We start from the raw sequence: 22786 nt of genomic DNA, 5'->3' as shown, positions 1-22786 counted from the left end.
CAATGATTATTATTGAAAATGAACAAGATCAGATTGAGGTTACGGAATCTCTACTGGAAAGCATAAAGGGAGCAATCCTTTTTACTTTGAAAGACCAGAGCGTTGAAGAGGAAGCGGAGATCAGCATGCTTCTTGTGGATAATGATACGATAAAAGAAATGAATAGAGAGTATAGAAACATGGACAAAGAGACGGATGTTCTTTCTTTTCCGATGATTTCCTATGAGGAAGGAAAAGTTTTTGGTGACATATATCTGAACTATAAATTTGGTCCTGAATTTTACGACGGAGATGCTCTTCTTCTTGGCGATGTGGTGCTTTCCATGGAAAAAGCCAATGAACAGGCTTTGGAGTTTGGGCATTCTATCAAAAGGGAAGCATGCTATCTTACGATACATTCGATTCTGCATCTTCTGGGATATGATCATATGACAGATAAAGATAAACAAAGAATGCGTGAAGCTGAAGAACGGATTCTTCAGGCTCTAGACATAACCCGTGAATAAGGTGGTGCTATAATGGATTTAAAGGGCCTACTGGACAGTTTTAATTATGCGATTTCTGGGTTCATCTATGCTGTAAGAACTCAGCGGAATATGAAGATTCATATGGTCGCTGCAATTGTGGTTATACTCTTTTCACTTTTCACCAATATCACAAAGGTTGAGCTTCTGATTCTATTTGTCAGCATGACCTTGGTGATGGCCACAGAACTTCTGAATACTGCGATAGAAAGTGCTATTGATGCCACTACGAATCACTATCATCCATTGGCAAAAATTGCCAAGAACACGGCAGCAGCAGCCGTGCTTCTGACAGCTGTGAATGCATTGGCTGTGGGTTATTTTATCTTTTGGGAGGAAATCACCACATTTACCTATCGGGGAGTACAGCTTGTCAAACATTCAAGTCCTTATCTTGTCATTGTCATACTTGTTATTGTGGCTCTTTCTGTAATTCTCACAAAAGCTGTTGTGGGAGAAGGTACGCCATTAAAAGGAGGTATGCCATCTGGACATGCTGCTGTGGCCTTCAGTTTGGCTACAGTCATCAGCTATCTGTCTGACTCCACCATAGCCATTACACTCAGTTTTATCATGGCACTTATTGTAGCGCAGTCAAGAGTAGACTCGAAGGTGCATTCAATTAAAGAAGTTTTTGTTGGAGGGCTTTTGGGCTTTCTCATTACAATTCTTTTATTCAGAGTTTTCGGTTACTAAATTTTAGAAATGAGGGATAATATGTACAAAAAATTGATTGAGGCAGCTCTCGAAGCCAGAGAACATGCCTATGTTCCATATTCAGGCTTTAAAGTAGGATCTGCAGTGCTTATGGAGGATGATTCCATATTCAGTGGATGCAACATTGAAAATGCTTCCTATGGTGCTACCAACTGTGCAGAGCGTACTGCGATATTCAATGCAGTATCCCATGGGCATCAGAAAATTAAAGCCATTGCTGTGGTTGGGGATATCCAGAATTTTACATATCCATGTGGAATCTGCAGACAAGTAATTGTGGAGTTTGCTGAAAGCAAAGAAATTCCGATCATTATAATAAAAAGCAAAGAAGAGTACATTGTAAAAACAATGGAAGATATTTTGCCAGGCGCTTTTACTAAGATTGACCTCGATAAAGAGAAGGAAGTTAAAAATGTTTAAATCAGGATTTATTACAGTTGTAGGCAGGCCTAATGTAGGAAAGTCGACACTAATCAACCATTTAATGGGAGCAAAGTTATCCATTGTTTCTAACAAGCCCCAAACTACTAGAAAGAATATGAATGCAATTTATACAGATGACGATGCTCAAATTATCTTTGTGGACACTCCGGGAATTCATAAAGCAAAGAATAAACTGGGTGAGTATATGGTTCATGTTGCTAAGGAGAGCTTGAGTCAAGTTGATCTGGTGATTTTCATCACAACTGCATCAGGAGAAATTCATCCTGGTGATGCGCTTATTCTGGAAGAACTGAAAGGGCTTAAAACACCTAAGTTTCTCCTGGTGAACAAGATTGATGAGTTCACGCAGGATAGAGTGGCTAAAACTCTAGAACTCTATGGTAAAGCAGCAGAATTCAATGAAATCATTCCAATTTCAGCGCTGAAAGGTAAGAATACTGAAGACATTCTTGCCCTTGTGAAGAAATATCTGCCTGAAGGTCCTATGTATTATCCTGAAGATATGGTGGCGGATGTCCATTTGAGATTCATGGCGGCTGAAACAATCCGTGAAAAGGCATTGAAGCTTCTTCAACAGGAGATACCTCATGGTATTGCTGTTGAGATTACAACAATGAAGGAAAAAGAAAATGGGAACTGGTATATTGAAGCAGATATTATCTGTGAGAAAGACTCCCATAAGGGGATCATTATCGGCAAAGGTGGCCAGACGCTGAAGAAGATCGGGACATGGGCTCGGGAAGATATGGAAGTATACCTGGAAGGTAAAGTGGATCTGAAGACTTTTGTAAAAGTACGTAAGGAATGGAGAGACAATCAGACGCTACTGAAGGAGCTTGGGTATAAAGAATAATGCAGGTGAAAGCAAAAGGTATTGTAATCAAAACCATGGATTACAAAGAAAAGGATAAGATTCTATGGATTTTTACAGAAGAGCTTGGTAAAGTTTCTGTTTTGTGTAAAGGTGCACGATCTCCTAAATACCGGTACCAGTTCATGACACGTCCAATGATTTTTGGGGATTTCTTGTTATTTAAGGGGAAATCACTCTATAATTTCAATGAGGGTACTCTGATACACGGTTTTTCTGAAGTAACTTCATCTTTGGAACTTCTGACTTATGCATCCTATTTTTTGGAAATGATTGACATTGTGACATTGGATGAGGAAGTGCAGCCTTATCTTTACAGAAATCTGGTGACGGCACTGTACCTCTTGGAGTCTGAGGCAATAGATGTTGAGGTAATTACGCTGGTTTATGAAATCAAACTCATCACCTTGACGGGATACCGCATTGGACGTCAATCTGTTCCCTTTGCTGTTTCAAATGAAGCGCTCCAAGCAGCGGAGTTCTTTTTGAGGAATGAATATACCAAGAGTGCGGACTATCAGATGGAGCCTGCAGTAAAGGCTGAACTCCAAAGAATCACATCCTTTATCATTAAAGACAGTTATCAGCGTAAACCTAAGAGTCTGGATATGCTAAAATATATGTAAAGTCCATAAGGAGGTAAAAGATGGAACTGCAGAATGAAATGCTTGCGAAAGTAGATGAGGTCAGAAAAAGAAAGAAAGTGACTTATGAAGAAGCAAAAAATGCGTTGGAACAAAGTGGAAATGATGTACTTGAAGCTGTAATCTATCTCGAGAACTTGAAAGATGAAAGATTTGATGAGATACGCGATTATAAAGATAAGACGGTGGAGAGTATTCGAAAGACGACATCAGAGATGGTAGATTTTTCCTATAAAGGACAATCGCTTGAAGCACCTCTGCCTGTGGCGGTTATAGGGACCTTACTGCTGGCCCGGAAACCAAAGATTTTATTAGGTGCTGTGGGTGCGTTATTCTTGCTTGGCATTGATGTGAAAGTGAAATCAGACCGTAGAGAAATAGAACTGACAAAACCGTTGAGAGCAAAATTTTTTGGAATGGCCAATGCTTTTAGTCTGTCAAAAGTTTCGGTTTCCAGAAAGATGGATGACTTTACCAACAAAATCCATTTCAAAAAAGAGGATAAACATGAAGATGATTTCGGTGGATATTTCTCTTCAGATCTATACTAAATTTGCATAAACTTCATCTTTACTTAAGACTTCTCTGTTATGATGGAGAGGTCTTATAATTTGTCGATTTATTGGATATTATAGCACAGACTGTAATCGTATCCATGGGTTGTACCGCCAGTAATTAATGAATAAACTAAAAACCATTAGAAATGTTGTACAATTCACTTAGGACTTATGCTATAATATATGAGGATTTTGAAGCGTTTTGCTTCATAATTTCGTGAACTCTCGGTTCTACCGGATTCAAATATATGTGGTTACACATAAAAGATTGAAAGTGAGGGAAATCTATGTCAAAGAAGTATGTATACCTTTTTAGTGAAGGTGATGCTACAATGAAAAACCTCCTTGGAGGTAAGGGTGCCAACCTGGCAGAAATGACTAACATCGGAATTCCAATACCAATGGGATTCACAGTTACTACTGAGGCTTGCAACAAATACTATGATGATGAAAAGGTTATTACACCTGAAATCATCGAAGAGATTCATGCAACCATGAACAAGCTTGAAGAAGTTACAGGAAAATCATTTGGTGGAACAGTTAATCCACTGCTTGTTTCTGTACGTTCAGGTGCAAGAGCTTCCATGCCTGGTATGATGGACACTATCCTGAACCTTGGTCTGAATGATGAGACAGTTGAAGTTGTTGCTAAGGAAACTGGCAATGAAAGATTTGCTTATGACTCTTACAGAAGATTCATCATGATGTTTGCAGACGTAGTTATGGATGTTGACAAGAAGGACTTTGAAGAAATTCTTCATGAAATGAAGGAAGAAAAGGCCGTAGAACTTGACACCGAACTATCTGCTGATGATCTGAAAGAACTTGTAGTGAAGTTTAAGAACTACTACAAGGAAAGAAAGGGAGAAGACTTCCCACAGGATCCAAGAGCACAGCTGATTGAGTCCATTACTGCTGTATTCAGAAGCTGGGACAACCCAAGAGCAAATATTTACAGAAGAATGAATGATATTCCTTCCAGCTGGGGAACCGCTGTTAACGTACAGGAAATGGTGTTTGGAAACAAGGGTGAGACATCAGGATCTGGTGTAGCATTCTCCAGAAACCCTGCTACAGGAGAAAGAAAGATTTTTGCTGAGTATCTGATGAATGCACAGGGTGAAGACGTTGTTGCTGGTATCAGAACACCACAGCCAATTGAAGAACTTGAAAAGCAGATGCCTGAAACATACAATCAGTTTGTTGACATCGTAAACAAGCTGGAAAACCATTATCACGATATGCAGGATATGGAGTTTACCATTGAAGAAGGAAAACTGTACTTCCTACAGACAAGAAATGGTAAGAGAACTGCTCAGGCAGCTTTAAAGATTGCCGTTGATATGGTCGAAGAAGGACTTGTTACAAAAGAACAGGCGATTCTTATGATGGATCCAAAGCAGCTGGACACACTGCTTCATCCAGCATTCGACACAGAAGAAATGAAGAAGCATGAGATTATTGCAACAGGACTTCCAGCATCTCCAGGAGCTGCTACAGGAAAGATTGCATTCTCCGCTCTTGAAGCTAAAGAAAGACACGAAGCTGGTGAAAAAGTTATTCTTGTTAGACAGGAGACTTCACCAGAAGATATCGAAGGAATGATCGCTGCAGAAGGTATTCTGACTGTTAGAGGTGGAATGACTTCTCATGCTGCTGTAGTTGCTAGAGGTATGGGGGCATGCTGCGTAGCTGGAGCAGGTTCAATCAAAGTTGACGAAAAGAATAAGACCATGACTGTCAATGGAAAGGTATACTCTTCTGATGATTATATCTCCCTTGATGGAAGCGCTGGTGACGTATATGAAGGAAACATTGCTACAGTTGAACCAGAAATATCTGGACACTTTGGTACTTTCATGTCCTGGGCTGATGAAATCAGATCACTCAAGGTTAGAACAAATGCGGATACACCACATGATGCTGAACAAGCCATCAAGTTTGGGGCAGAAGGTATTGGTCTGACAAGAACCGAGCATATGTTCTTTGCAGAAGACAGAGTCTTCATCATGAGACAAATGATCGTAGCTAGAACAGAAGAAGCAAGAAGAGTCGCTCTTGAGAAGCTTCTCCCAATGCAGAAGGGTGACTTCAAGGGGATTTACAAGGCTATGCAGGGACATCCAGTAACTGTAAGATTCCTGGATCCACCACTTCATGAGTTCCTTCCAACCAAGGAAAAGGAAATTGCAGATCTTGCAAGCGAACTGAAAATGTCCGTAGAAGATCTAAACAATGTTATCTCTGAACTGCACGAGTTCAACCCAATGATGGGTCATAGAGGCTGCAGACTTTCAATTTCTTACCCAGAGATTGCAGAAATGCAGACAAGAGCAGTTATTGAAGCTGCCATCGAAGTAAATGAGGAAATGGGATGGAATACTGTTCCAGAAATCATGATTCCGCTGGTAGGTGAAGTAAACGAGCTGAAGTATGTAAAGAACATCGTTAAGAAAACAGCTGATGCCATCATCGCTGAAAAGGGCGTTGAACTGAAGTATCTGGTTGGTACCATGATTGAGATTCCAAGAGCTTGTGTAACAGCTGATGAAATCGCAAAAGAAGCTGATTTCTTCTCCTTCGGAACCAATGACCTTACACAGATGTCCTTCGGATTCTCTAGAGATGATGCTGGAACATTCCTGAAGCACTACTATGATAAGAAGATCTATGACTTTGATCCATTTGCAAAGCTTGACCAGACTGGTGTTGGACAGTTTGTGAAGATCGCAGTTGAAAAGGGTAGAGGCGTTAAGGAAAACCTTAAGCTTGGTGTTTGCGGAGAGCACGGTGGAGATCCATCCTCTGTACACTTCTTCCATGAAAACGGACTGGATTATGTTTCCTGTTCACCATTCAGAGTACCTGTAGCTAGATTGGCTGCAGCGCAGGCTCAGGTTAAGAACCCAAGAAAGTAATTCATTTAGTGATACGATTCACTGATTCAATTTAAAAAAGAGGATGATATGGCTGTGACGACAGCTGTATTATCCTCTTTTCTTTTAGTTTGGACTAAGTGAAACTTCTAAATCTCCATATAGTCCATACAATTTGTGGGAATGTGTTATCTCAGGAAAAACTTCAATCCGAACCCAGGTGAAAAAAATCATGACAGGAACAGGCCAACAGAACTCTAGATTAAATCCTTCATAAGGCGCTTATGATGATAAGGAAGTGTGCAGCAAAAGAAAGGTTCACATTGAATAGTAAGATTAATATTGTGATGGAAGATGTACTTGAGGTACATGAAGTGTGATATTTTTATGAGTTTATGCTTATGTTAAGGTGAGGCGTTATAATTAGAACCACTATATCAACATCTTGGTTTCTAGTGAACTTGCGCCAAGCTCAGCAATAGAATAAAGAGATGATTACAATAATGAATAGAATTAGTATAAGTAAACATTTACAAAGCGATAATGAGAAAAGAACAGGAAACGTTTACAGACACTCAACCGATTTGGCTGACTGTGTTATCTACTAGAAAAGGGTATTTCTTATAAAGAAATATACGATTATATGGACTGCTGTCAGCGAAGGAATGAGCAAAGTAAAAGTTATATGTTTGGTTTTATGTCTGAAAAACAGCATTCCAAGAAAGACGCCAGCACTTCCTCCGAGAAATGCGAAAGTAAACAAGGTTTTTTCTGGAATTCTTCGTATTGATTTTCTTGCTGATTGCTTGTCATATAACATAAAAACGAAACCAATGACATTTATTAACAGCATGTAAACATTTAAATAGAGCATAGTAACCTCCTAAAATACAAAAACTTAAATCTGTATTTGAATACTTATGACTTTTTCTGCATATTATTTATAATATGGTAACTATTATCCTATAATAAGTTCAAAAAAAAAATTAAAAACTCATTAATTATCAAGATTACCAGTAATGAGATGCAAGTGTTATCAATTTCTATGTATAGAAGCGGTATTACTGATGAAAATAGCAATAAACGACCAATACAGAATCCGTGAAATCTGTCAGATTATGAATATAGTATAAACAAAAAGTTTCTGTTTTCCATATGTTGTGGTAAAATAGGACTAAGCTTTATTGATTGATGATTTTTGTTTCTGTTTATTACATTATTGAAAACGCTGGTAACGACAAAATCTGACCAGATCAGCTCTCGTTATTTGAAAAGTAAATAATTATGCCTAATAAGTTGAATTATGATTTGTTAAAAAAGTGCACTATTTATTGGCTTATTTTCAGTAAAAATGTTCCATTGTACTTGTTTACTGATAAATTGATTAAGAAAACGTTCTATTTTTGAGTCAAAAATCAGAGATTATGAACTTTTATTAAAAATTAGTTGATAAATTGTACGTTTTATAATAAAATGAGTAATATCTTAAGCAACACATTCTCAATTACATATTGTTCGGTTTTTAGCTGTTGGAGACATCAGCTTAAAATAAAAGATTATTCAAGGAGGAAGAAAGAATGACAAAAAAGAGAATAGGCTTACTGTTAGCACTTACACTGGTTATGTCAGTTGTATTTACTGCTTGCAGTCCTAAAGAAGAGACTCCTGAGACACCAGGGGGAACTCCAGGCACCGAAACTCCAGTTGTACCAGAAGAACCATCAGGTGAACCATCCGGTACATTGAAGGTTGGTATCACTGAAGCATCAGGTAACTTCAATCCAGCATACTACTCCTCATCCTATGACGGATATGTAGTAGATCTCGTGTTTGAAGGACTTGCTACACTTAACTTTGAAGGGGATGAATACATTCCTGTTGTTGCTAAAGATTGGGATATCTCTCCAGATGGTAAGGTTATTACATTCAATCTGAGAGAAGACGTTGTATTCTCTGATGGAGAACCACTTACAGCTAATGACGTAGTTTGGACGTACAAGCTGCTCTCCGACCCTTCCTACACTGGAAGATACGGTTCAGTAGTTAAGGACCTTGAAGGTTATGAAGCTTATGCAGCTGGCGAAACCGAAGAGTTCCCAGGTGTTGTTGCAGATGGAGACTACAAAGTAACATTTACTTTTGCTGAAGGCAAGAGAACAAACTTTGCGAACACAACATTTGCTATCATGCCAGAACACTACTATGGTGAAGGCGTAACATACAAGAATACAGCTCCAGTTGAAGAAAAGTCCGCAGCTCCTGTTGGTTCAGGACCATACAAGCTGGACAACTTCACAGAAGCTCAGTTTATCTACCTCGTTAGAAATGACAACTTCAAGGGCGAAGGCTACATGATTAAGGAAATCCTTCTTCAGTTCGTAGACCAGTCCACAGATATCGTTCAGCTGATGAACGGTGAAGTTGACCTTCTGAACGGTGTTATCGAACCAGCTAAGATCAAGGAAGCTAGAGATGGTGGATTCTCCATCAACGAATATCCAAGATCCGGTTACGGTTATGTTAACTTTAATACAGAAGCTGGACCAACTGCAGAAGTAGCAGTAAGACAGGCTCTTACTTATGCTTTTGACACAGAATCCTTCGTAAACAGCTATTACAAAGATCCAGACTCAGGATTAGTACTGGCTTCCACACAGAATCATCCATTCTCCCAGATTTCTTGGGTAATGAGTGATGAACTGGTTAGCTCCCTGATTGACTACTCCTATGATATCGAAAAAGCTAAGTCCATTCTGGATGAAGCTGGTTGGGTAGTTGGAGCAGACGGAATCAGAGCTAAGGATGGAAAGCTTTTAGAGCTGAACATCGCTGCAATGCCAGAACATGACATTCTTGCTACACTTATCCCAATGTGGGAAAAATCATGGGGACAGGAACTCGGCGTTAAGCTGAATATTTCTTACCTGGAATTCAACACCATTCTTGATTATGTTATCTACAACTCTGATGCGAACGTTGACAAGTGGAGCTTGTTCTTCCTTGCAACTTCTATCACAAGTGCTGACCCAGACTCCATCTACTCTGAGTTCCACTCAAGTGATGTAGGTTCAGGTAAGGACAACACTTCAAGATACAAGAATGCTGAAGTTGACAGACTTCTTGATGAAGCTAGAAAGATTATGGATCCAGAAGAAGCTAAGCCACTTTATGCTGAAGTTGTAAAGATTCTAAATGAAGAAATGCCAAAGATCGTAGTTTATGCAAATACCTACTTTGATCTTTACAATTCAAAGGTTAAGAATTTCAAGACCAGCTCACTGTATCAGTGGACAAAGGCTGTAAAGGATGCTTACATCGAAGAATAGAATATTATTCTAATTTAGAAGTATTAAGGCAGTCTGTTTCAGACTGCCTTTCTACTACAAAAATATATAGGAGCTATGGGGAGTGAAACAATGTTAAAATATATAGCAAGGAGATTGCTGCACCTGATTCCTGTTATGATCGTGATTTCCATGGTCATCTACGGAATTATGGAGCTTATGCCAGGTGATGCTGTCCAAGCCTACTTGGGTGTTGGGTCAGGTGTTACTGCAGAGCAGCAACAAGCGTTAAAAGAACAGCTTGGATTAAATGGAAATATTGTAGAAAGATATATTAACTGGATGGGAAGAACTCTGCAAGGGGACTTTGGACGTTCTATTCTGAAAAGAGCGCCAGTTAGAGATATCATTGGAGAAAGTGTTTGGAATACTTTCTTGATCAACTTTATAGGGATGATTTTTGCTTTTGCGATTTCAATACCAGTTGGTATAAAGTCTGCAGTAAATAAATATAGCAATTTCGATAATTTTTGGACGGTATTTTCCCTAATTGGTGTTTCCATGCCTTCCTTCTTCTTTGCGATGATTCTGATTTTCTTCGTTGGAATTCCATTGAAGCTTCCACTGACATTAATGAGAGATCCAATGATGGTTGTACGTGGATATCCTAGTTTGTGGGCAGAAATTGTAGACGTAGGAAGACATATGATTATGCCTCTGATTGTACTTGTTATCTCATCTCTTGCTAGTTTGACTAGATATGTGAGAAATGCAGTACTTGAAGTAATTAATCAGGACTACATCAGAACCGCAAGATCCAAAGGACTTTCTGAGAAAGTTGTTATTTACAAGCATGCATTTAGAAATGCTCTTTTACCGATTGTTACATTGCTTGGTAGCTACATTCCTTCATTATTTGGTGGTTCTCTGATCCTTGAAACCATTTTTAAATGGCCAGGAATCGGAAATACCCTACATGAAGCAATTTTTAAACAGGATACTTCATTAGTTATGGCAATCAATATTTTCTACGCAGTGCTCATGCTTGCAGGAAATCTGCTTGCTGACATCAGTTATGCACTGGTGGATCCTAGAGTAAAGGTTAGTTAGGAGGGTTTATTATGGAAGACAATAAGAAAAACTATGAGAAAACTACCCAAGCTGCCAATATCGTAGGACCATGGATGATTGCCTGGGGTAGATTTAAGAAAAATAAAACAGCAATGTTCGGTGCAATATTGTTTATACTAATAATAGTGGCCATCATTTTTGTACCGATATTTTCTAAGTTTGAACTGAATGATTTTATACTGGATGACAAGAAGTTGCCACCATCTGGTAAGTACTGGCTAGGTACGGACGAGCAGGGAAGAGACGTATTTACTAGACTGTTCCTAGGCGGCAGAACATCTATTATGGTTGGTTTGATTGCAGCTGGATTCACCGTTCTCATTGGAGCACTGGTTGGTGGAGTTGCTGGTTATTATGGCGGAATTGTAGACAATATCCTGATGAGATTTGCGGAAATTGTTTACTCCATCCCATTTACTCCAACTGTTATTACCATTTCTGGTGCACTCATGTGGGTGGAATCAAAATACAAGATGTACCTTGTTATGTTCCTGATTGGTATCTTAAGCTGGCCAGGCCTTGCTAGAATGGTCAGAGGACAGATTCTATCTCTTAGAGAGCAGGAGTTTATGCAAGCTACTGAAATCCTGGGACTTTCCACGAGATCCAGAATTGCCAAGCACCTTCTTCCAAATACATATGCATATATAATTGTAAGTGCAACACTTGGAATGGCTGGTGCAATTCTGACTGAGGCAAGCTTATCTTACCTGGGTCTTGGAGTAACACCTCCGACACCAACATGGGGTAATATGATTGAAAGAGCCAGAAACTCAGATGTATTCAGAAATATGCAATGGCTTTGGGTACCACCCGGTGTAATGATTATGTTGACTGTGTTGAGTATAAATCTGCTTGGTGAAGGGCTGAGAGATGCTTTTGATCCAAAGGAAATTAGGTAGGGTTGATTATGAAGAAAGTATTAGAAGTAAGAAACCTTAAGACACACTTCTTCACAGATAAGGGTGTTGTTAAGGCTGTAGACGGTGTAAATTTTGACCTGTATGAAGGGAAAACTCTAGGTATTGTTGGAGAATCCGGATGCGGAAAGAGCATTACCTCCATGAGTATTCTTAAGCTTATTGATAAGAATGGTAATATTGTTGACGGAAGTATTATGTATGGGGATAAAGACATCGTAAAGCTTCCTGTGGAAGAAATGAGAAAAATCAGAGGAAATGAAATTTCTATGATTTTCCAGGAGCCAATGACTTCCTTAAACCCTGTATTTAGAATTGGAGATCAGATTATCGAGTCGATAAAACTTCATCAGGATTTAAGTAAACAAGAGGCTCATGATAAAGCAGTAAATATGCTGAAGCTTGTTGGTATTCCAAGAGCTGAGAGAGTAGTTTACGACTACCCACATCAGTTATCCGGTGGTATGAGACAAAGAGCAATGATCGCCATGGCCCTTGCCTGCGATCCTAAAGTACTTATTGCTGATGAACCTACTACTGCATTGGATGTAACAATACAGGCGCAGATTCTGTCTCTGATGAATGATCTGAAAGAGAAGACCAACACTGCGATCATGCTGATTACTCATGATTTAGGAGTAGTTGCACAGATGGCAGATGATGTCATTGTTATGTATTCTGGAAAAGTTGTAGAGTCAGCAGAGGTTAAAGAACTGTATGGTAATCCGAAGCATCCATATACTCAAGGACTTCTGGATTCCATTCCAGATCTTAAATCAGAGAAGAAGAGACTGAACAGTATAGAAGGTGTTGTTCCTAATCCTATGGAACTTCCAAAGGGTTGTTACTTTGCACCAAGATGTAAGTTTGCCATGGATAAATGCTGGCAGGAAGAACCTGGAGTATATTTCATAGACAAAGAGAAAAACGGTGAGACGCATCAGGTTAAGTGCTTCTTGTACGAAGATAAGTAGGAGGGAAATATGAACGAGAATAATAGAGTATTGCTTGAAGTAAATGATATTAAAAAATATTTCCCAGTGAAATCTGGTGCTTTTGGTAAAAAGTCCTTTATCAAGGCTGTAGATGGTGTAACCTTCAAATTGAACGAAGGGGAGACCATCGGGCTCGTAGGAGAATCAGGGTGTGGAAAATCTACCCTTGGACGAACCATCGTAAGACTATATGACCCAACAGATGGGCAGATTATCTATCATGGTAAAGCCATTGATGGTGATATTGCAACACTTAAGGGAGCTCAGCTGAAGTCACTGAGACGTGAAATGCAGCTGATATTCCAGGATCCATACAGCTCTCTGAACCCAAGACTTAATGTAAGTAACATTGTGGGTGAATCATTACTCTCCCATAATCTTGTAAAGCCTGGAGAAGAGTATAAGAACAGAGTAATGGAGATTATCGAGATGTGTGGTCTTTCACCATATCACATCTATAGATATCCTCATCAGTTCTCTGGCGGACAGAGACAAAGAATTGGAATTGCTAGAGCTCTTGCTTTAAATCCAGATTTCATCGTGGCAGATGAGCCAGTCTCAGCTCTTGACGTATCAATTCAATCACAGATTCTGAATCTGATGATGGACCTTCAGGAAAGAATGGGATTATCTTATCTCTTTATCTCCCATGACCTTAGTGTTGTAAAACACATCAGTGACAGAATTGGAGTTATGTATCTAGGCTCTCTGGTTGAGTTAGCTGGCAAGCATGAGCTTTATGATCAGCCAACGCATCCATATACAAGAGCACTCCTAGCAGCGATTCCAGTTCCTGATCCAACACATCTAAGAAAAATGGAGCCAATCATTGGTGAACTTCCAAGTAATGTAAATACTCCACCTGGATGTAAGTTCCATACAAGATGTCCTTATGCAAAGGATATCTGTAAAGAGCAGATTCCAATACTCAGAGAGTTTAATCCAGTGAAGAATCCAAATCACTTTGTTGCTTGTCACTTTGCAGGCGAAATATAAAATTTGTAACTCATAGGTTCAAAAGGAGGGATAATCTTATGCAGATTTTTGGGAAACATCGATTTGATGATGTGGAGCCCGATATGGAAGCAGATGTAAAGCTTGAAAGAGGAGATCTGATGGCAATGGCATTTGCGATGGCTACCTATCTGTTCCCGATTGTTGTCGGTTTCTATGCTTTCTTTGCCCTCCTGACATGGATTATGTTTTACTAAGTCTATATAAAACTTGCTGCTTAGCAGCAAGTTTTTTTATTTATATTTTATTTACATAGTAAATTCATGAATGAGTGAAAATACATAGAAGCATAATAGTTATATAGTGGTATCCTTCGAATACAAATAAAGGATTCAAGGGATTTTTGTAGAATAATAAAATATAGGGGGTGGAATATTGAGTATTCGAGAGAGAATTGAACAAAACGAAGAACTGACTTTGATTAAAGAGGCCTGTTTTTCCAAAAACTCAAAAGGAAGAGAAGTGGAAGAAGAACTGGATTCATATCGTACATGCTTTATGCATGACCGTGATAGAATCATACATTCAAAATCCTTTCGAAGATTAAAGCACAAAACTCAAGTATACATCAAAACCACTGGCGACCATTATCGCACGAGGTTAACGCATACACTTGAGGTCTCACAAATAGCAAGAACCATTGCTCGTGGCATCGCTGTGAATGAAGATCTGGTTGAAGCCATAACATTAGGCCATGATCTTGGTCATGTTGCATTTGCTCATAATGGAGAAGAAGTACTGGATGAAAGACTGCCTGGGGGCTTCAGGCATAATGAGCAGTCTGTACGTGTTTTGAAGAAGCTTGAGAAAGATGGAAAAGGACTTAATATAACTTTTGAGGTGCTAGATGGAGTGTTGCATCATAGCGGTCTGAAATCTGCCGAAGCCAGCAGCACGATTGAAGGACAGATTGCGCGGTTTGCTGATAAAATCGCTTATGTCAATCATGATATCGACGACTCTATCCGTGCTGGTTTATTGAATATTTCAGACTTACCAAAGGAACATATTGAAGTTCTGGGGTATACCCACAGCAAGAGAATAGATACACTAGTACGCAAGTTGGTGGATGAGACCAATAGAAATATTTCTAAAGGGGATTTCACAGTAGCTCTACCTGAAGATACCTTCAACGCTCTATATGGTCTTAGAGCATTTCTATTTAAGAATATCTATAACGGGGAGCATTTGAAAGAGGAGAGAGATAAAGCCAAATTTCTCCTGGGACAGCTCTATGATTATTTTCTGAAGAGAATAGAAGAGATGCCTGAACTGTATCGGATCATTGCCGATGAAGAGGGGAAAGAGCGTGCGGTGGCAGACTATATTGCTGGAATGACGGATGATTATGCCATAATTCTGTTCAATCAGATATTTGTGCCCAAAATTGTCATCTACTGAGGTTAATGGTATAATTTATGTTTGGGACTAATAAGAAAAGGTGTGAATGCATTGTACGTGTCTGAAGAGATCATTGAAAAAATTAAAGACAGCAACGATATACTAGATGTTATCTCTGAAACCGTGCCGCTTAAAAAATCAGGTAGAAACTACTGGGGATTGTGTCCATTTCATAATGAAAAAACGCCCTCCTTTAGTGTCACACAGGATAAGCAGCTTTTTAAGTGCTTCGGATGTGGTGAAGGAGGAAATGTCATCACATTCATCATGAAAACCCGTAATCTTGGGTTTAATGAGGCTTTGAGAATCCTTGCTGAGAGGGCAAACATCCCATTTGAGGAGAGCCCTGAAAAGAAAAGAGAAAAGGATAGACTTGAGGTTTTTTATAAGATGCATGTAGATGCAGCACGATTTTTCTTTCAGAATCTCTCGAATAATAAAGAAGTTCGGGAGTATCTCTATAAAAGAGGGATAAAGGACCAAACCATAAGATCTTTTGGATTAGGCTATGCACTGAATTCCTGGGACAGTTTACTGAAATATCTTCGTTCCAGAAGATATAAAGAAGAGGATATCGTTAAGTGCGGCCTAGCAACAAAGAGTGAAAAGGGCAAGGTATATGACCGGTTCAGAAACAGGATTATTTTTCCTGTTTTTGATATTCGAGGAAGAGTGATTGCTTTTGGGGCACGAGTTCTTGATGATACAAAACCCAAGTATCTGAATTCTCCAGAAACACCCATTTACAATAAAGGCACCCATTTATATGGATTGAATTTTGCGAAGAAAAACAGCAAAGAAACGAGCCTTATTATGGTAGAAGGGTATTTGGATTTAATCAGTTTAAGCCAAGCAGGCATTCAAAATGTAGTTGCTTCTCTAGGAACAGCATTAACTAAGATTCAGGGGAGGCTTTTACGAAGAAATTCTGAAGAAGTCTACATCTGCTATGATGCAGATACAGCTGGACAAAAGGCAACCGTAAGAGGTCTGGAAATTCTCCAGGCAGAAGGTGTGAAGGTAAAGGTTGTGCAAATTTCAAAAGGAAAAGATCCGGATGATTATGTACGTGAACAAGGAGCGGAAGGGTTTTTGAAGTTACTTGAAAATGCATTGCCGCTGATGGATTACAAACTGCTTCAGGAGAAAGAAGGACTTAATCTTGATTCTGATGAGGGGCGGATTACTTATACGAAACGGATTGCCGAAATATTGAATGAACTGGATCCTATTGAGAAAGAGGTATATATGCAGAAGGTTTCGGAAGATGCAGGCATTTCTGAACGAGCCATTAGAAAGTACATGGGAAGTCAGAATGAAAATTCTTCATCGGAAGTGTCGTATCCAGAGAATCTTGCTGTATATATTGAGCAAGGGCATGTGAAAGCAGAGAGGAATCTTCTTAAGATTTTATCTGAGAACCGTTCTTATCTCAGCGAACGAATCAGTTTAAGTGATTTCATTGTACCAGCACATCAGAAGATATACCGGATTCTAGAAAGTTATGAAGAAGGAGAAGTCAGTCTTCAAAGTTATATGTTGAGCCAATGCAATGATGCGGAAAGTTCGAAAGAATGGTCACTGATTGGACAGGTAGCAGACATACCTGAGGTGGATGTAGAAGTTCTTATTGATGACTTCTTAAAAACAATCAATCATTATAAGGGTAAAATAAAACAAAAAAAATTACAGCAAGAAATAAAGGCTTTAGAAAAAGCCGGAAATTTTGAAGAGTCGGTAAAACTTGCTAATGAGCTGATTTCTCTTCAAAAGACTTTAGGGAGGTATTGATATGGCTACAAAAAAGAAAATAAGTACAGACAATATGGAGAGCGTTGTTGAGGATCTGGTGACAGAGAATCAGGAAGAGGTACAGAAACCAAAAGCAAAGAAGTCGGCGAAAAGTGTGAGCGCTGCTTCTGTCGCAGGCACTGCAAAAGAGCCTGCGTCTACAAAAGTGCGAAAGAAAAAAGCTGTTCCAAAGAAGGACGAGACGCACGATGATGAAGAGAATCTGGACAGTGATGATGTTTTAGATGATATCAATAAGGACGAAAAGAAAGTACAAGATAAAGAATATCAGATGTCAGTGGTTAAGAAATTAATCGACAAAGGCAAGAAGGCCGGAAACATCACAGAGAAGGAAATTCTTGATGAACTTCAGGAAATTGATCTTTCTCCAGATCAGATTGATAAGATTTATGAAACCCTCGAGGGTTTGAACATTGAAATCATCGGAGATGTGGAAGAAGAGGAAGATACAGAAATTGATCTTTCAGTTCCGGAAGGTGTGGCAATTGATGATCCTGTCCGAATGTATCTGAAAGAAATCGGTAAGGTACCACTTCTCACATCAGAAGAAGAAGTTGCTTTGGCGAAACGAATTGAAGCTGGCGATGAGTATGCCGCAAAACAGCTCGCAGAAGCAAATTTAAGACTCGTTGTTTCTATAGCTAAGAGATATGTAGGAAGAGGTATGCTGTTTCTAGACCTAATTCAGGAAGGTAACTTAGGACTGATTAAGGCTGTTGAAAAGTTTGACTTCACAAAAGGGTTTAAATTCTCAACATATGCTACTTGGTGGATCCGTCAGGCAATTACTAGAGCGATTGCAGACCAAGCGCGTACCATCAGAATTCCAGTCCATATGGTAGAAACCATCAATAAGCTCATTCGTATCGAACGTCAGTTATTGCAAGAACTTGGGCGTGCTCCACAAGCGGAAGAAATTGCGGAAATCATGGAAATGCCTCCTGAGAAGGTAAGGGAAATCATGAAGATTGCTCAGGAACCAGTATCATTGGAAACGCCAATTGGTGAGGAAGAAGACAGTCATTTAGGTGACTTCATCCCAGATGATGATGCATTGGCTCCAGCGGAAGCAGCAGCATTTACAATGCTCAAAGAACAGCTCATCAGTGTATTGGATACATTAACTCCCCGTGAGGAGAAAGTGCTCAGACTCCGTTTTGGACTAGATGATGGCCGTTCCAGAACCTTGGAGGAAGTAGGAAAAGAGTTCAATGTCACAAGAGAAAGAATCAGGCAGATTGAAGCAAAAGCGTTGAGAAAACTAAGACATCCATCCAGAAGCAAAAAGCTGAAGGATTATTTAGATTAACAAATAAGCACCTTCGGGTGCTTTTGTTCTATATAAACAGGAGATGCAGGGTGCAGTTAGAAATGATGAAGAAGGTAGTATCTGATTCCTCTCAGAGGGCATAAAATCAAAGGTATCGGTGCTGCTCAATATATTCAGTCTGTTATATTATTTTGGAAATAGCTCAGGAAACCAGGCAATGAGCCATTATATGCTATAATTACAATAGGTGATGAGAATGAAATTTTATCCTGAACGATCCCAGTTCATGAATAATCTGATTATGACACTCATTGGTTTTTTAGTGACAATGGGCTTTATTTTGCGTTTCAGCGAGAGTATTCTGTTGAAAAGTCTTATGATGCTTCTGATGTTTATACTTATTATACTGTCAGGTTATTACTTTGTTCTTTTGAAGACGCTGTATTATGAAATAAATGACGATAACATTGTTATTGGAAGTGTCTTCAGATTTTTAAATCATACCATTCCCTTAAAAGATATCCGTTTTTTTACAGAGAGAATCACGTTACTCAACCACAGCGGTTTGGCAGGAATGCTAAGCAAGAGATTTTCAGTGGGAAAAGGGTATATGCGAGGACTTGGGAAAGTTGATATGTACATTACCAGTTCTAGAAAGACCATATATTTTGGTACGGATTATAGGAATTATGCCATATCCCCAGAGAATATGGCAGCATTCTCACAAGCGCTGCTGAAAAAAGGAATTCCCGAAAAATTTCCTCAAAGACCACTTTTGGAATCCGATATTCTGGAAAGTGATGAAAAACTGAAACAGTATTTTATTCTGAATACATTGATGATTCTAACCTATATTGGAGTGCCTCTAATTCTGTTTTATCAGAATTCTCTACCAGAATATATGTCCACACATCAACTGGATGCTTCAACAATTTCTTATTTGCCTGTGAAGGTTTTTCTTGATAGAATCGTAATGGTTGGTAGTAGCGCTTTCTTTCTGAATTTGCTGGTCTTATTTGGAGGAAAGGTCTATGAGCGGATTGATCGAATTTACTATTATAGAGTAATGCTGATTCCGCTTGTTATTTCATCATTACTGCTGCTGAATCTGGCAAATGTTCTTATACCAGTATTTCTGTAGAATAGATGGTATAATTGAAAAGAATTATACTGAATTAAAGGAGCATATATGGATCTGAGCAAAAGATTGCAAAAAGTTTCTGAGATGGTGCCCATGTGCCACACTGTGGCAGATGTTGGTACGGATCATGGGTTTGCATTGATTTCACTGTTGAAAAAGGGGAAAATTAAAAAGGGTATTGCTTCTGACAATAAAGCGATGCCTCTGGAGAAAGCTAGGAGAAATGCTGAAGAGGAAGGTCAATCAGAGTTTATGAGCTTTCGGTTAGGAAATGGATTTGAGACGCTGGCACCTGGTGAAGCAAATGGAGCAATTCTCGCTGGAATGGGAGGAATACTCATGGTGGAACTGTTGGAATCAGCTCGGCCTGTGGTTGATCTGTTTGATTTTTTGCTTCTGCAGCCAGCACAGAACCCTGAAATACTGAGAAGATACTTGTACCAGAATAATTTTGAGATTATGGATGAGGATCTGGTACAAGAGGAACGAAGATTTTATGAGTATTTTTTGGTGAGAGTATCTAAAAAAAAGATGGATCCTAATCCGTCTATTTGTGACTACTCTATCGGGAACATATTACTAGAGAAGAAGCATCCTTTGATGAAGGTGTATATTGAGTCAAAAATTCAGGAGCTGACAGTTATTTCTGAAAAGATTCATGGGACCACAGAGAATGCGAAGATAAAGATGGAACGTCTTAACCATAAAATGACAGAGCTAAGGAGAATTAGAGATGAGTACTTATGTTAAGGATTTTATGAAGCTTGTGGAATCCCATGCACCCGTTTCTTATAAGGAAGATTATGATAATGTGGGACTCATGGTGGGTGATGATAAGGCTGAATTGAAAGGGATTTTGTTTTCTATGGACACCACCTTGGATGTGATTCAAGAGGCAAAAGAAAGAGGAGCGAACCTGATTGTTTCTCATCATCCTATGCTTTTTATCAAGCCAACCACCGTTACCAATAAAACCCTTCAGGGAAGAAAGATCATTGAACTGATTAAAAATGATATATCTGTGTACGCTGCGCATACGAATCTGGATTCAGTGAAAGATGGCATGAATGATACAATTGTGCGTATGTTTGATTTTATTGATTATGATATTATTGAACAGTGTCCTTTTGATTTTGATTCAGGTATCGGAAGAATTGTGTATCTTAGAAGACCTGTAAAACTCATTGACTTTATTGAGAAAACTAAAAAGGTTCTTGAAGTTCAAAACTTGAGATATGTAGGGAATCCAGGCCAAACCATCAGACGTGTGGCCATTATTAATGGCAGTGGTCAGGGGTATATCCGTCAAGCTTTGAGAGAAGGGGCCGACTGTATACTGACAGGAGATACAACATATCATCATGTGCAGGAACTGGAAGAGCAAGGGATAGCTGTAGTGGATCCTGGGCATTTTTTCTCCGAGAAAAAAGTATTCTTTAAAATCATGGAGAAAATGATGAAAGAATTTTCTGCTGTACACGATGTGCCCTATTTCTTCTCTGAAAGAGAAGAAGATCCTTATAAGTTCATCTGATGCTTTTCAGATAGAAAGTCATTGGCCGTAGAGTAAATACTTAGATATGAATTCAATTGAATTCAATTCATATCATCGGAGAGCGCTTCGTTTTACAAATCAAGAAAACTCTGATATGATAAATGAGCAAGTAAGCCAGATAATCGCTGCTGATGTAAGTCAGGAGAGGAAAGTCCGAGCATTATAGAGCAGGGTGCTGGGTAACTCCCAGTGAGGGTGACCTTAAGGAAAGTGCAACAGAGAGATACCGCCTCAATTGAGGTAAGGGTGGAAAGGTGAGGTAAGAGCTCACCAGCGCATTGGTGACTTTGCGGCTATGTAAACCCCACTTGATGCAAGGCCGAATAGAGGGACATGAAGAGGCTGCTCGTCTCGTCCCCGGGTGCGCCGCTTGAGTCCTTTAGTAATACTGGACCTAGACAGATGATTATCAAATACAGAACTCGGCTTATAGGCTTGCTTGCGAATTTTCATTGGGAGACAAGGCTTTTCGAAGCCTTGTTTTTTTAGTTATGTACCATGTATTGCAGATAGGATTCCTCCAGACTTAGCGAAAGATGGACGTTCCTGTCATTTGAAAATTCATATCTATAATCACAATTGGTTACAATGTTATAGTAAATAATATGTAAAAATAAACTATTGAACATGATTTGAGTACTTATGTCCAATATGTTTTGTTACCATAGTATAAACCAAGGTAAATTTAAAATCAAGGATATAAGACCTTATAAGCGATATAAAGTATGATTTTATAAACAATGAAGAAGAAGGTTGATAAGAGTGTGTTTACGAATTTATGATAGTCCAAATACAGTAAAATTACATTTGAGATTGATAAACACGCGTATAAATATTAATATAAAAACTTCTTCAGTATACTAACAAGAGTTCAATCTTCAATACCATTCTTAAATATAAAGTTAAGTGTAATGTGACTTCCACATGGATAATAGCAGCAAAGAAGATATCGCAGCGGGTAGAGACTATTTGAAAAAATAATTAAAAACAAAAAGTGAAAGCATAACAGAATCTGCTATGCTTTCACTTTTTACCTACTCTTTGATTGTGATTTTCACTTTGCATGCAGTTCGAGTTTCTCCAAAGTCATCAGTAACGTAGTCAAGACTTGGATTAAACGAAATTGGAATACTATCGTTATTTAGATTTGCTATTAAACATACTGATTTTGCAAGGACTGCTGCTGAGGTCCCTAAAGCTGACAATTCAACATTTTCACCATTCTGAAGCATATATAGGACTGAGGAAGCCACTTTAGATGGTTCTGAATTTTTACCTACTCGAACAACTCTTTTTTCTTCCATAATTTTAATCTCCTTCTACAATAAATTCTGTAAACTTTTATAGAAGTTCTTAATATAGAATTTCAAGTATTATTTCAAACTTATTAAAAAATACGATGTAACGATACAGATGATTCAACAATGAACTATCCGAAATTAACACTATTGTACGTTTGAAGAAGAGGATGGAATTTACTTTATTTTTTGTTGTTTATTGATGGTGTGCAATACAATTATGAATCTACTCTATTCGACGATTGCATGAAGAGTTTGAATTCATCTTATAAGAAAACTGTATAGTGATAGTTTCATAAAACAAGAAAAATATCCACCGACAACGACTGAGA

At 38.7% G+C, this 22786-nt stretch carries 21 protein-coding genes and 1 other RNA gene; 20 read left to right on the top strand and 2 right to left on the bottom strand.

The genetic code is table 11. The annotated features are described in order from the left end of the window. The first annotated feature begins 2 nt into the window (after window positions 1-2). From ybeY to ppdK, 7 genes are all read left to right on the top strand, one after another. Complete coding sequence (gene ybeY / locus T487_RS0101550; protein ID WP_031573173.1) at window positions 3-506, top strand: rRNA maturation RNase YbeY; 504 nt, start codon at window positions 3-5, stop codon at window positions 504-506. A 12-nt stretch (window positions 507-518) separates the two neighbouring features. After that, window positions 519-1220 (top strand): diacylglycerol kinase, encoded by a 702-nt coding sequence (locus T487_RS0101545; RefSeq protein ID WP_031573171.1) that lies wholly within the window; start codon window positions 519-521, stop codon window positions 1218-1220. A gap of 21 nt (window positions 1221-1241) precedes the next feature. Then, the gene (locus T487_RS0101540) at window positions 1242-1661 is read left to right on the top strand and encodes a cytidine deaminase (protein ID WP_031573168.1); all 420 of its coding nucleotides are present in this window, start codon (window positions 1242-1244) and stop codon (window positions 1659-1661) included. Then, entirely contained in the window at window positions 1654-2538 is an 885-nt protein-coding gene (gene era / locus T487_RS0101535; protein ID WP_031573166.1) for a GTPase Era, read from the top strand. The genes T487_RS0101540 and era overlap by 8 nt, the downstream gene beginning before the upstream one ends. Then, on the top strand, window positions 2538-3182 hold the full coding sequence (gene recO / locus T487_RS0101530; RefSeq protein WP_031573165.1) for a DNA repair protein RecO: 645 nt from the start codon (window positions 2538-2540) through the stop codon (window positions 3180-3182). The genes era and recO overlap by 1 nt, the downstream gene beginning before the upstream one ends. 20 nt (window positions 3183-3202) lie before the next feature. Continuing rightward, a complete protein-coding gene (locus T487_RS15690) occupies window positions 3203-3751 on the top strand; it encodes a UBA domain-containing protein (protein WP_031573161.1) in 549 nt (182 codons plus the stop codon). Between the two features lie 293 nt (window positions 3752-4044). Continuing rightward, entirely contained in the window at window positions 4045-6675 is a 2631-nt protein-coding gene (gene ppdK / locus T487_RS0101520) for a pyruvate, phosphate dikinase (RefSeq protein WP_031573159.1), read from the top strand. 562 nt (window positions 6676-7237) lie between these two features. On the opposite strand, the gene T487_RS0101515 is transcribed toward ppdK, so the two are convergent. Beyond that, window positions 7238-7486: a DUF1294 domain-containing protein gene (locus T487_RS0101515; RefSeq protein WP_278245020.1), complete on the bottom strand. Its 249-nt coding sequence runs from the start codon at window positions 7484-7486 to the stop codon at window positions 7238-7240. 724 nt (window positions 7487-8210) lie between these two features. Between T487_RS0101515 and T487_RS0101510 the strand changes: the two genes are divergently transcribed. The 13 genes from T487_RS0101510 to rnpB all read left to right on the top strand — a co-directional run bounded on the left by T487_RS0101510 (window position 8211) and on the right by rnpB (window position 21602). Continuing rightward, on the top strand, window positions 8211-9959 hold the full coding sequence (locus T487_RS0101510; protein WP_051651424.1) for an ABC transporter substrate-binding protein: 1749 nt from the start codon (window positions 8211-8213) through the stop codon (window positions 9957-9959). A 90-nt stretch (window positions 9960-10049) separates the two neighbouring features. Further along, entirely contained in the window at window positions 10050-11027 is a 978-nt protein-coding gene (locus tag T487_RS0101505) for an ABC transporter permease (RefSeq protein WP_031573151.1), read from the top strand. 8 nt (window positions 11028-11035) lie between these two features. Continuing rightward, window positions 11036-11950 (top strand): oligopeptide ABC transporter permease, encoded by a 915-nt coding sequence (opp4C, locus tag T487_RS0101500; RefSeq protein ID WP_036909034.1) that lies wholly within the window; start codon window positions 11036-11038, stop codon window positions 11948-11950. Between the two features lie 8 nt (window positions 11951-11958). Next, window positions 11959-12942, top strand: a complete 984-nt coding sequence (locus T487_RS0101495) for an ABC transporter ATP-binding protein (RefSeq protein ID WP_031573147.1) — start codon at window positions 11959-11961, stop codon at window positions 12940-12942. A 9-nt stretch (window positions 12943-12951) separates the two neighbouring features. Then, window positions 12952-13959, top strand: a complete 1008-nt coding sequence (locus T487_RS0101490; RefSeq protein ID WP_031573144.1) for an ABC transporter ATP-binding protein — start codon at window positions 12952-12954, stop codon at window positions 13957-13959. A gap of 38 nt (window positions 13960-13997) precedes the next feature. Then, a complete protein-coding gene (locus tag T487_RS16365; protein WP_155953233.1) occupies window positions 13998-14174 on the top strand; it encodes a hypothetical protein in 177 nt (58 codons plus the stop codon). Window positions 14175-14352: 178 nt separating this feature from the next. Then, a complete protein-coding gene (locus tag T487_RS0101480) occupies window positions 14353-15378 on the top strand; it encodes a deoxyguanosinetriphosphate triphosphohydrolase (RefSeq protein ID WP_031573142.1) in 1026 nt (341 codons plus the stop codon). Window positions 15379-15420: 42 nt separating this feature from the next. Further along, the gene (gene dnaG, locus T487_RS0101475) at window positions 15421-17169 is read left to right on the top strand and encodes a DNA primase (RefSeq protein WP_176758070.1); all 1749 of its coding nucleotides are present in this window, start codon (window positions 15421-15423) and stop codon (window positions 17167-17169) included. A gap of 1 nt (window position 17170) precedes the next feature. Beyond that, window positions 17171-18499, top strand: a complete 1329-nt coding sequence (gene rpoD, locus T487_RS0101470; RefSeq protein WP_169738434.1) for an RNA polymerase sigma factor RpoD — start codon at window positions 17171-17173, stop codon at window positions 18497-18499. A gap of 217 nt (window positions 18500-18716) precedes the next feature. Then, the gene (locus tag T487_RS0101465) at window positions 18717-19601 is read left to right on the top strand and encodes a PH domain-containing protein (RefSeq protein ID WP_031573135.1); all 885 of its coding nucleotides are present in this window, start codon (window positions 18717-18719) and stop codon (window positions 19599-19601) included. A gap of 48 nt (window positions 19602-19649) precedes the next feature. Then, complete coding sequence (locus T487_RS0101460; protein WP_031573134.1) at window positions 19650-20351, top strand: tRNA (adenine(22)-N(1))-methyltransferase; 702 nt, start codon at window positions 19650-19652, stop codon at window positions 20349-20351. After that, window positions 20335-21135, top strand: a complete 801-nt coding sequence (locus T487_RS0101455) for a Nif3-like dinuclear metal center hexameric protein (protein ID WP_031573132.1) — start codon at window positions 20335-20337, stop codon at window positions 21133-21135. The genes T487_RS0101460 and T487_RS0101455 overlap by 17 nt, the downstream gene beginning before the upstream one ends. A gap of 127 nt (window positions 21136-21262) precedes the next feature. After that, window positions 21263-21602, top strand: an RNA gene (rnpB, locus tag T487_RS15785) — RNase P RNA component class A. A 588-nt stretch (window positions 21603-22190) separates the two neighbouring features. On the opposite strand, the gene T487_RS0101450 is transcribed toward rnpB, so the two are convergent. After that, window positions 22191-22460 carry a stage V sporulation protein S gene (locus T487_RS0101450; protein WP_031573130.1) on the bottom strand — a complete coding sequence of 90 codons (270 nt, stop codon included), beginning with the start codon at window positions 22458-22460 and terminating at the stop codon, window positions 22191-22193. Window positions 22461-22786 lie beyond the last annotated feature (326 nt).

The sequence above is a fragment of the Proteiniclasticum ruminis DSM 24773 genome, assembly GCF_000701905.1.
In the GTDB taxonomy this organism is placed as follows: Bacteria; Bacillota; Clostridia; order Clostridiales; family Clostridiaceae; genus Proteiniclasticum; species Proteiniclasticum ruminis.
This window is presented reverse-complemented; position numbering and strand designations above follow the sequence as displayed.

What these genes read in the sequence shown, in the direction of transcription:
- ybeY (WP_031573173.1), top strand. Translation starts at nt 3, where the DNA reads ATGATTATTATTGAAAATGAACAAGATCAGATTGAGGTTACGGAATCT.
- T487_RS0101545 (WP_031573171.1), top strand. Translation starts at nt 519, where the DNA reads ATGGATTTAAAGGGCCTACTGGACAGTTTTAATTATGCGATTTCTGGG.
- T487_RS0101540 (WP_031573168.1), top strand. Translation starts at nt 1,242, where the DNA reads ATGTACAAAAAATTGATTGAGGCAGCTCTCGAAGCCAGAGAACATGCC.
- era (WP_031573166.1), top strand. Translation starts at nt 1,654, where the DNA reads ATGTTTAAATCAGGATTTATTACAGTTGTAGGCAGGCCTAATGTAGGA.
- recO (WP_031573165.1), top strand. Translation starts at nt 2,538, where the DNA reads ATGCAGGTGAAAGCAAAAGGTATTGTAATCAAAACCATGGATTACAAA.
- T487_RS15690 (WP_031573161.1), top strand. Translation starts at nt 3,203, where the DNA reads ATGGAACTGCAGAATGAAATGCTTGCGAAAGTAGATGAGGTCAGAAAA.
- ppdK (WP_031573159.1), top strand. Translation starts at nt 4,045, where the DNA reads ATGTCAAAGAAGTATGTATACCTTTTTAGTGAAGGTGATGCTACAATG.
- T487_RS0101515 (WP_278245020.1), bottom strand. Translation starts at nt 7,486, where the DNA reads ATGCTGTTAATAAATGTCATTGGTTTCGTTTTTATGTTATATGACAAG.
- T487_RS0101510 (WP_051651424.1), top strand. Translation starts at nt 8,211, where the DNA reads ATGACAAAAAAGAGAATAGGCTTACTGTTAGCACTTACACTGGTTATG.
- T487_RS0101505 (WP_031573151.1), top strand. Translation starts at nt 10,050, where the DNA reads ATGTTAAAATATATAGCAAGGAGATTGCTGCACCTGATTCCTGTTATG.
- T487_RS0101495 (WP_031573147.1), top strand. Translation starts at nt 11,959, where the DNA reads ATGAAGAAAGTATTAGAAGTAAGAAACCTTAAGACACACTTCTTCACA.
- T487_RS0101490 (WP_031573144.1), top strand. Translation starts at nt 12,952, where the DNA reads ATGAACGAGAATAATAGAGTATTGCTTGAAGTAAATGATATTAAAAAA.
- T487_RS16365 (WP_155953233.1), top strand. Translation starts at nt 13,998, where the DNA reads ATGCAGATTTTTGGGAAACATCGATTTGATGATGTGGAGCCCGATATG.
- rpoD (WP_169738434.1), top strand. Translation starts at nt 17,171, where the DNA reads ATGGCTACAAAAAAGAAAATAAGTACAGACAATATGGAGAGCGTTGTT.
- T487_RS0101465 (WP_031573135.1), top strand. Translation starts at nt 18,717, where the DNA reads ATGAAATTTTATCCTGAACGATCCCAGTTCATGAATAATCTGATTATG.
- T487_RS0101460 (WP_031573134.1), top strand. Translation starts at nt 19,650, where the DNA reads ATGGATCTGAGCAAAAGATTGCAAAAAGTTTCTGAGATGGTGCCCATG.
- T487_RS0101455 (WP_031573132.1), top strand. Translation starts at nt 20,335, where the DNA reads ATGAGTACTTATGTTAAGGATTTTATGAAGCTTGTGGAATCCCATGCA.
- T487_RS0101450 (WP_031573130.1), bottom strand. Translation starts at nt 22,460, where the DNA reads ATGGAAGAAAAAAGAGTTGTTCGAGTAGGTAAAAATTCAGAACCATCT.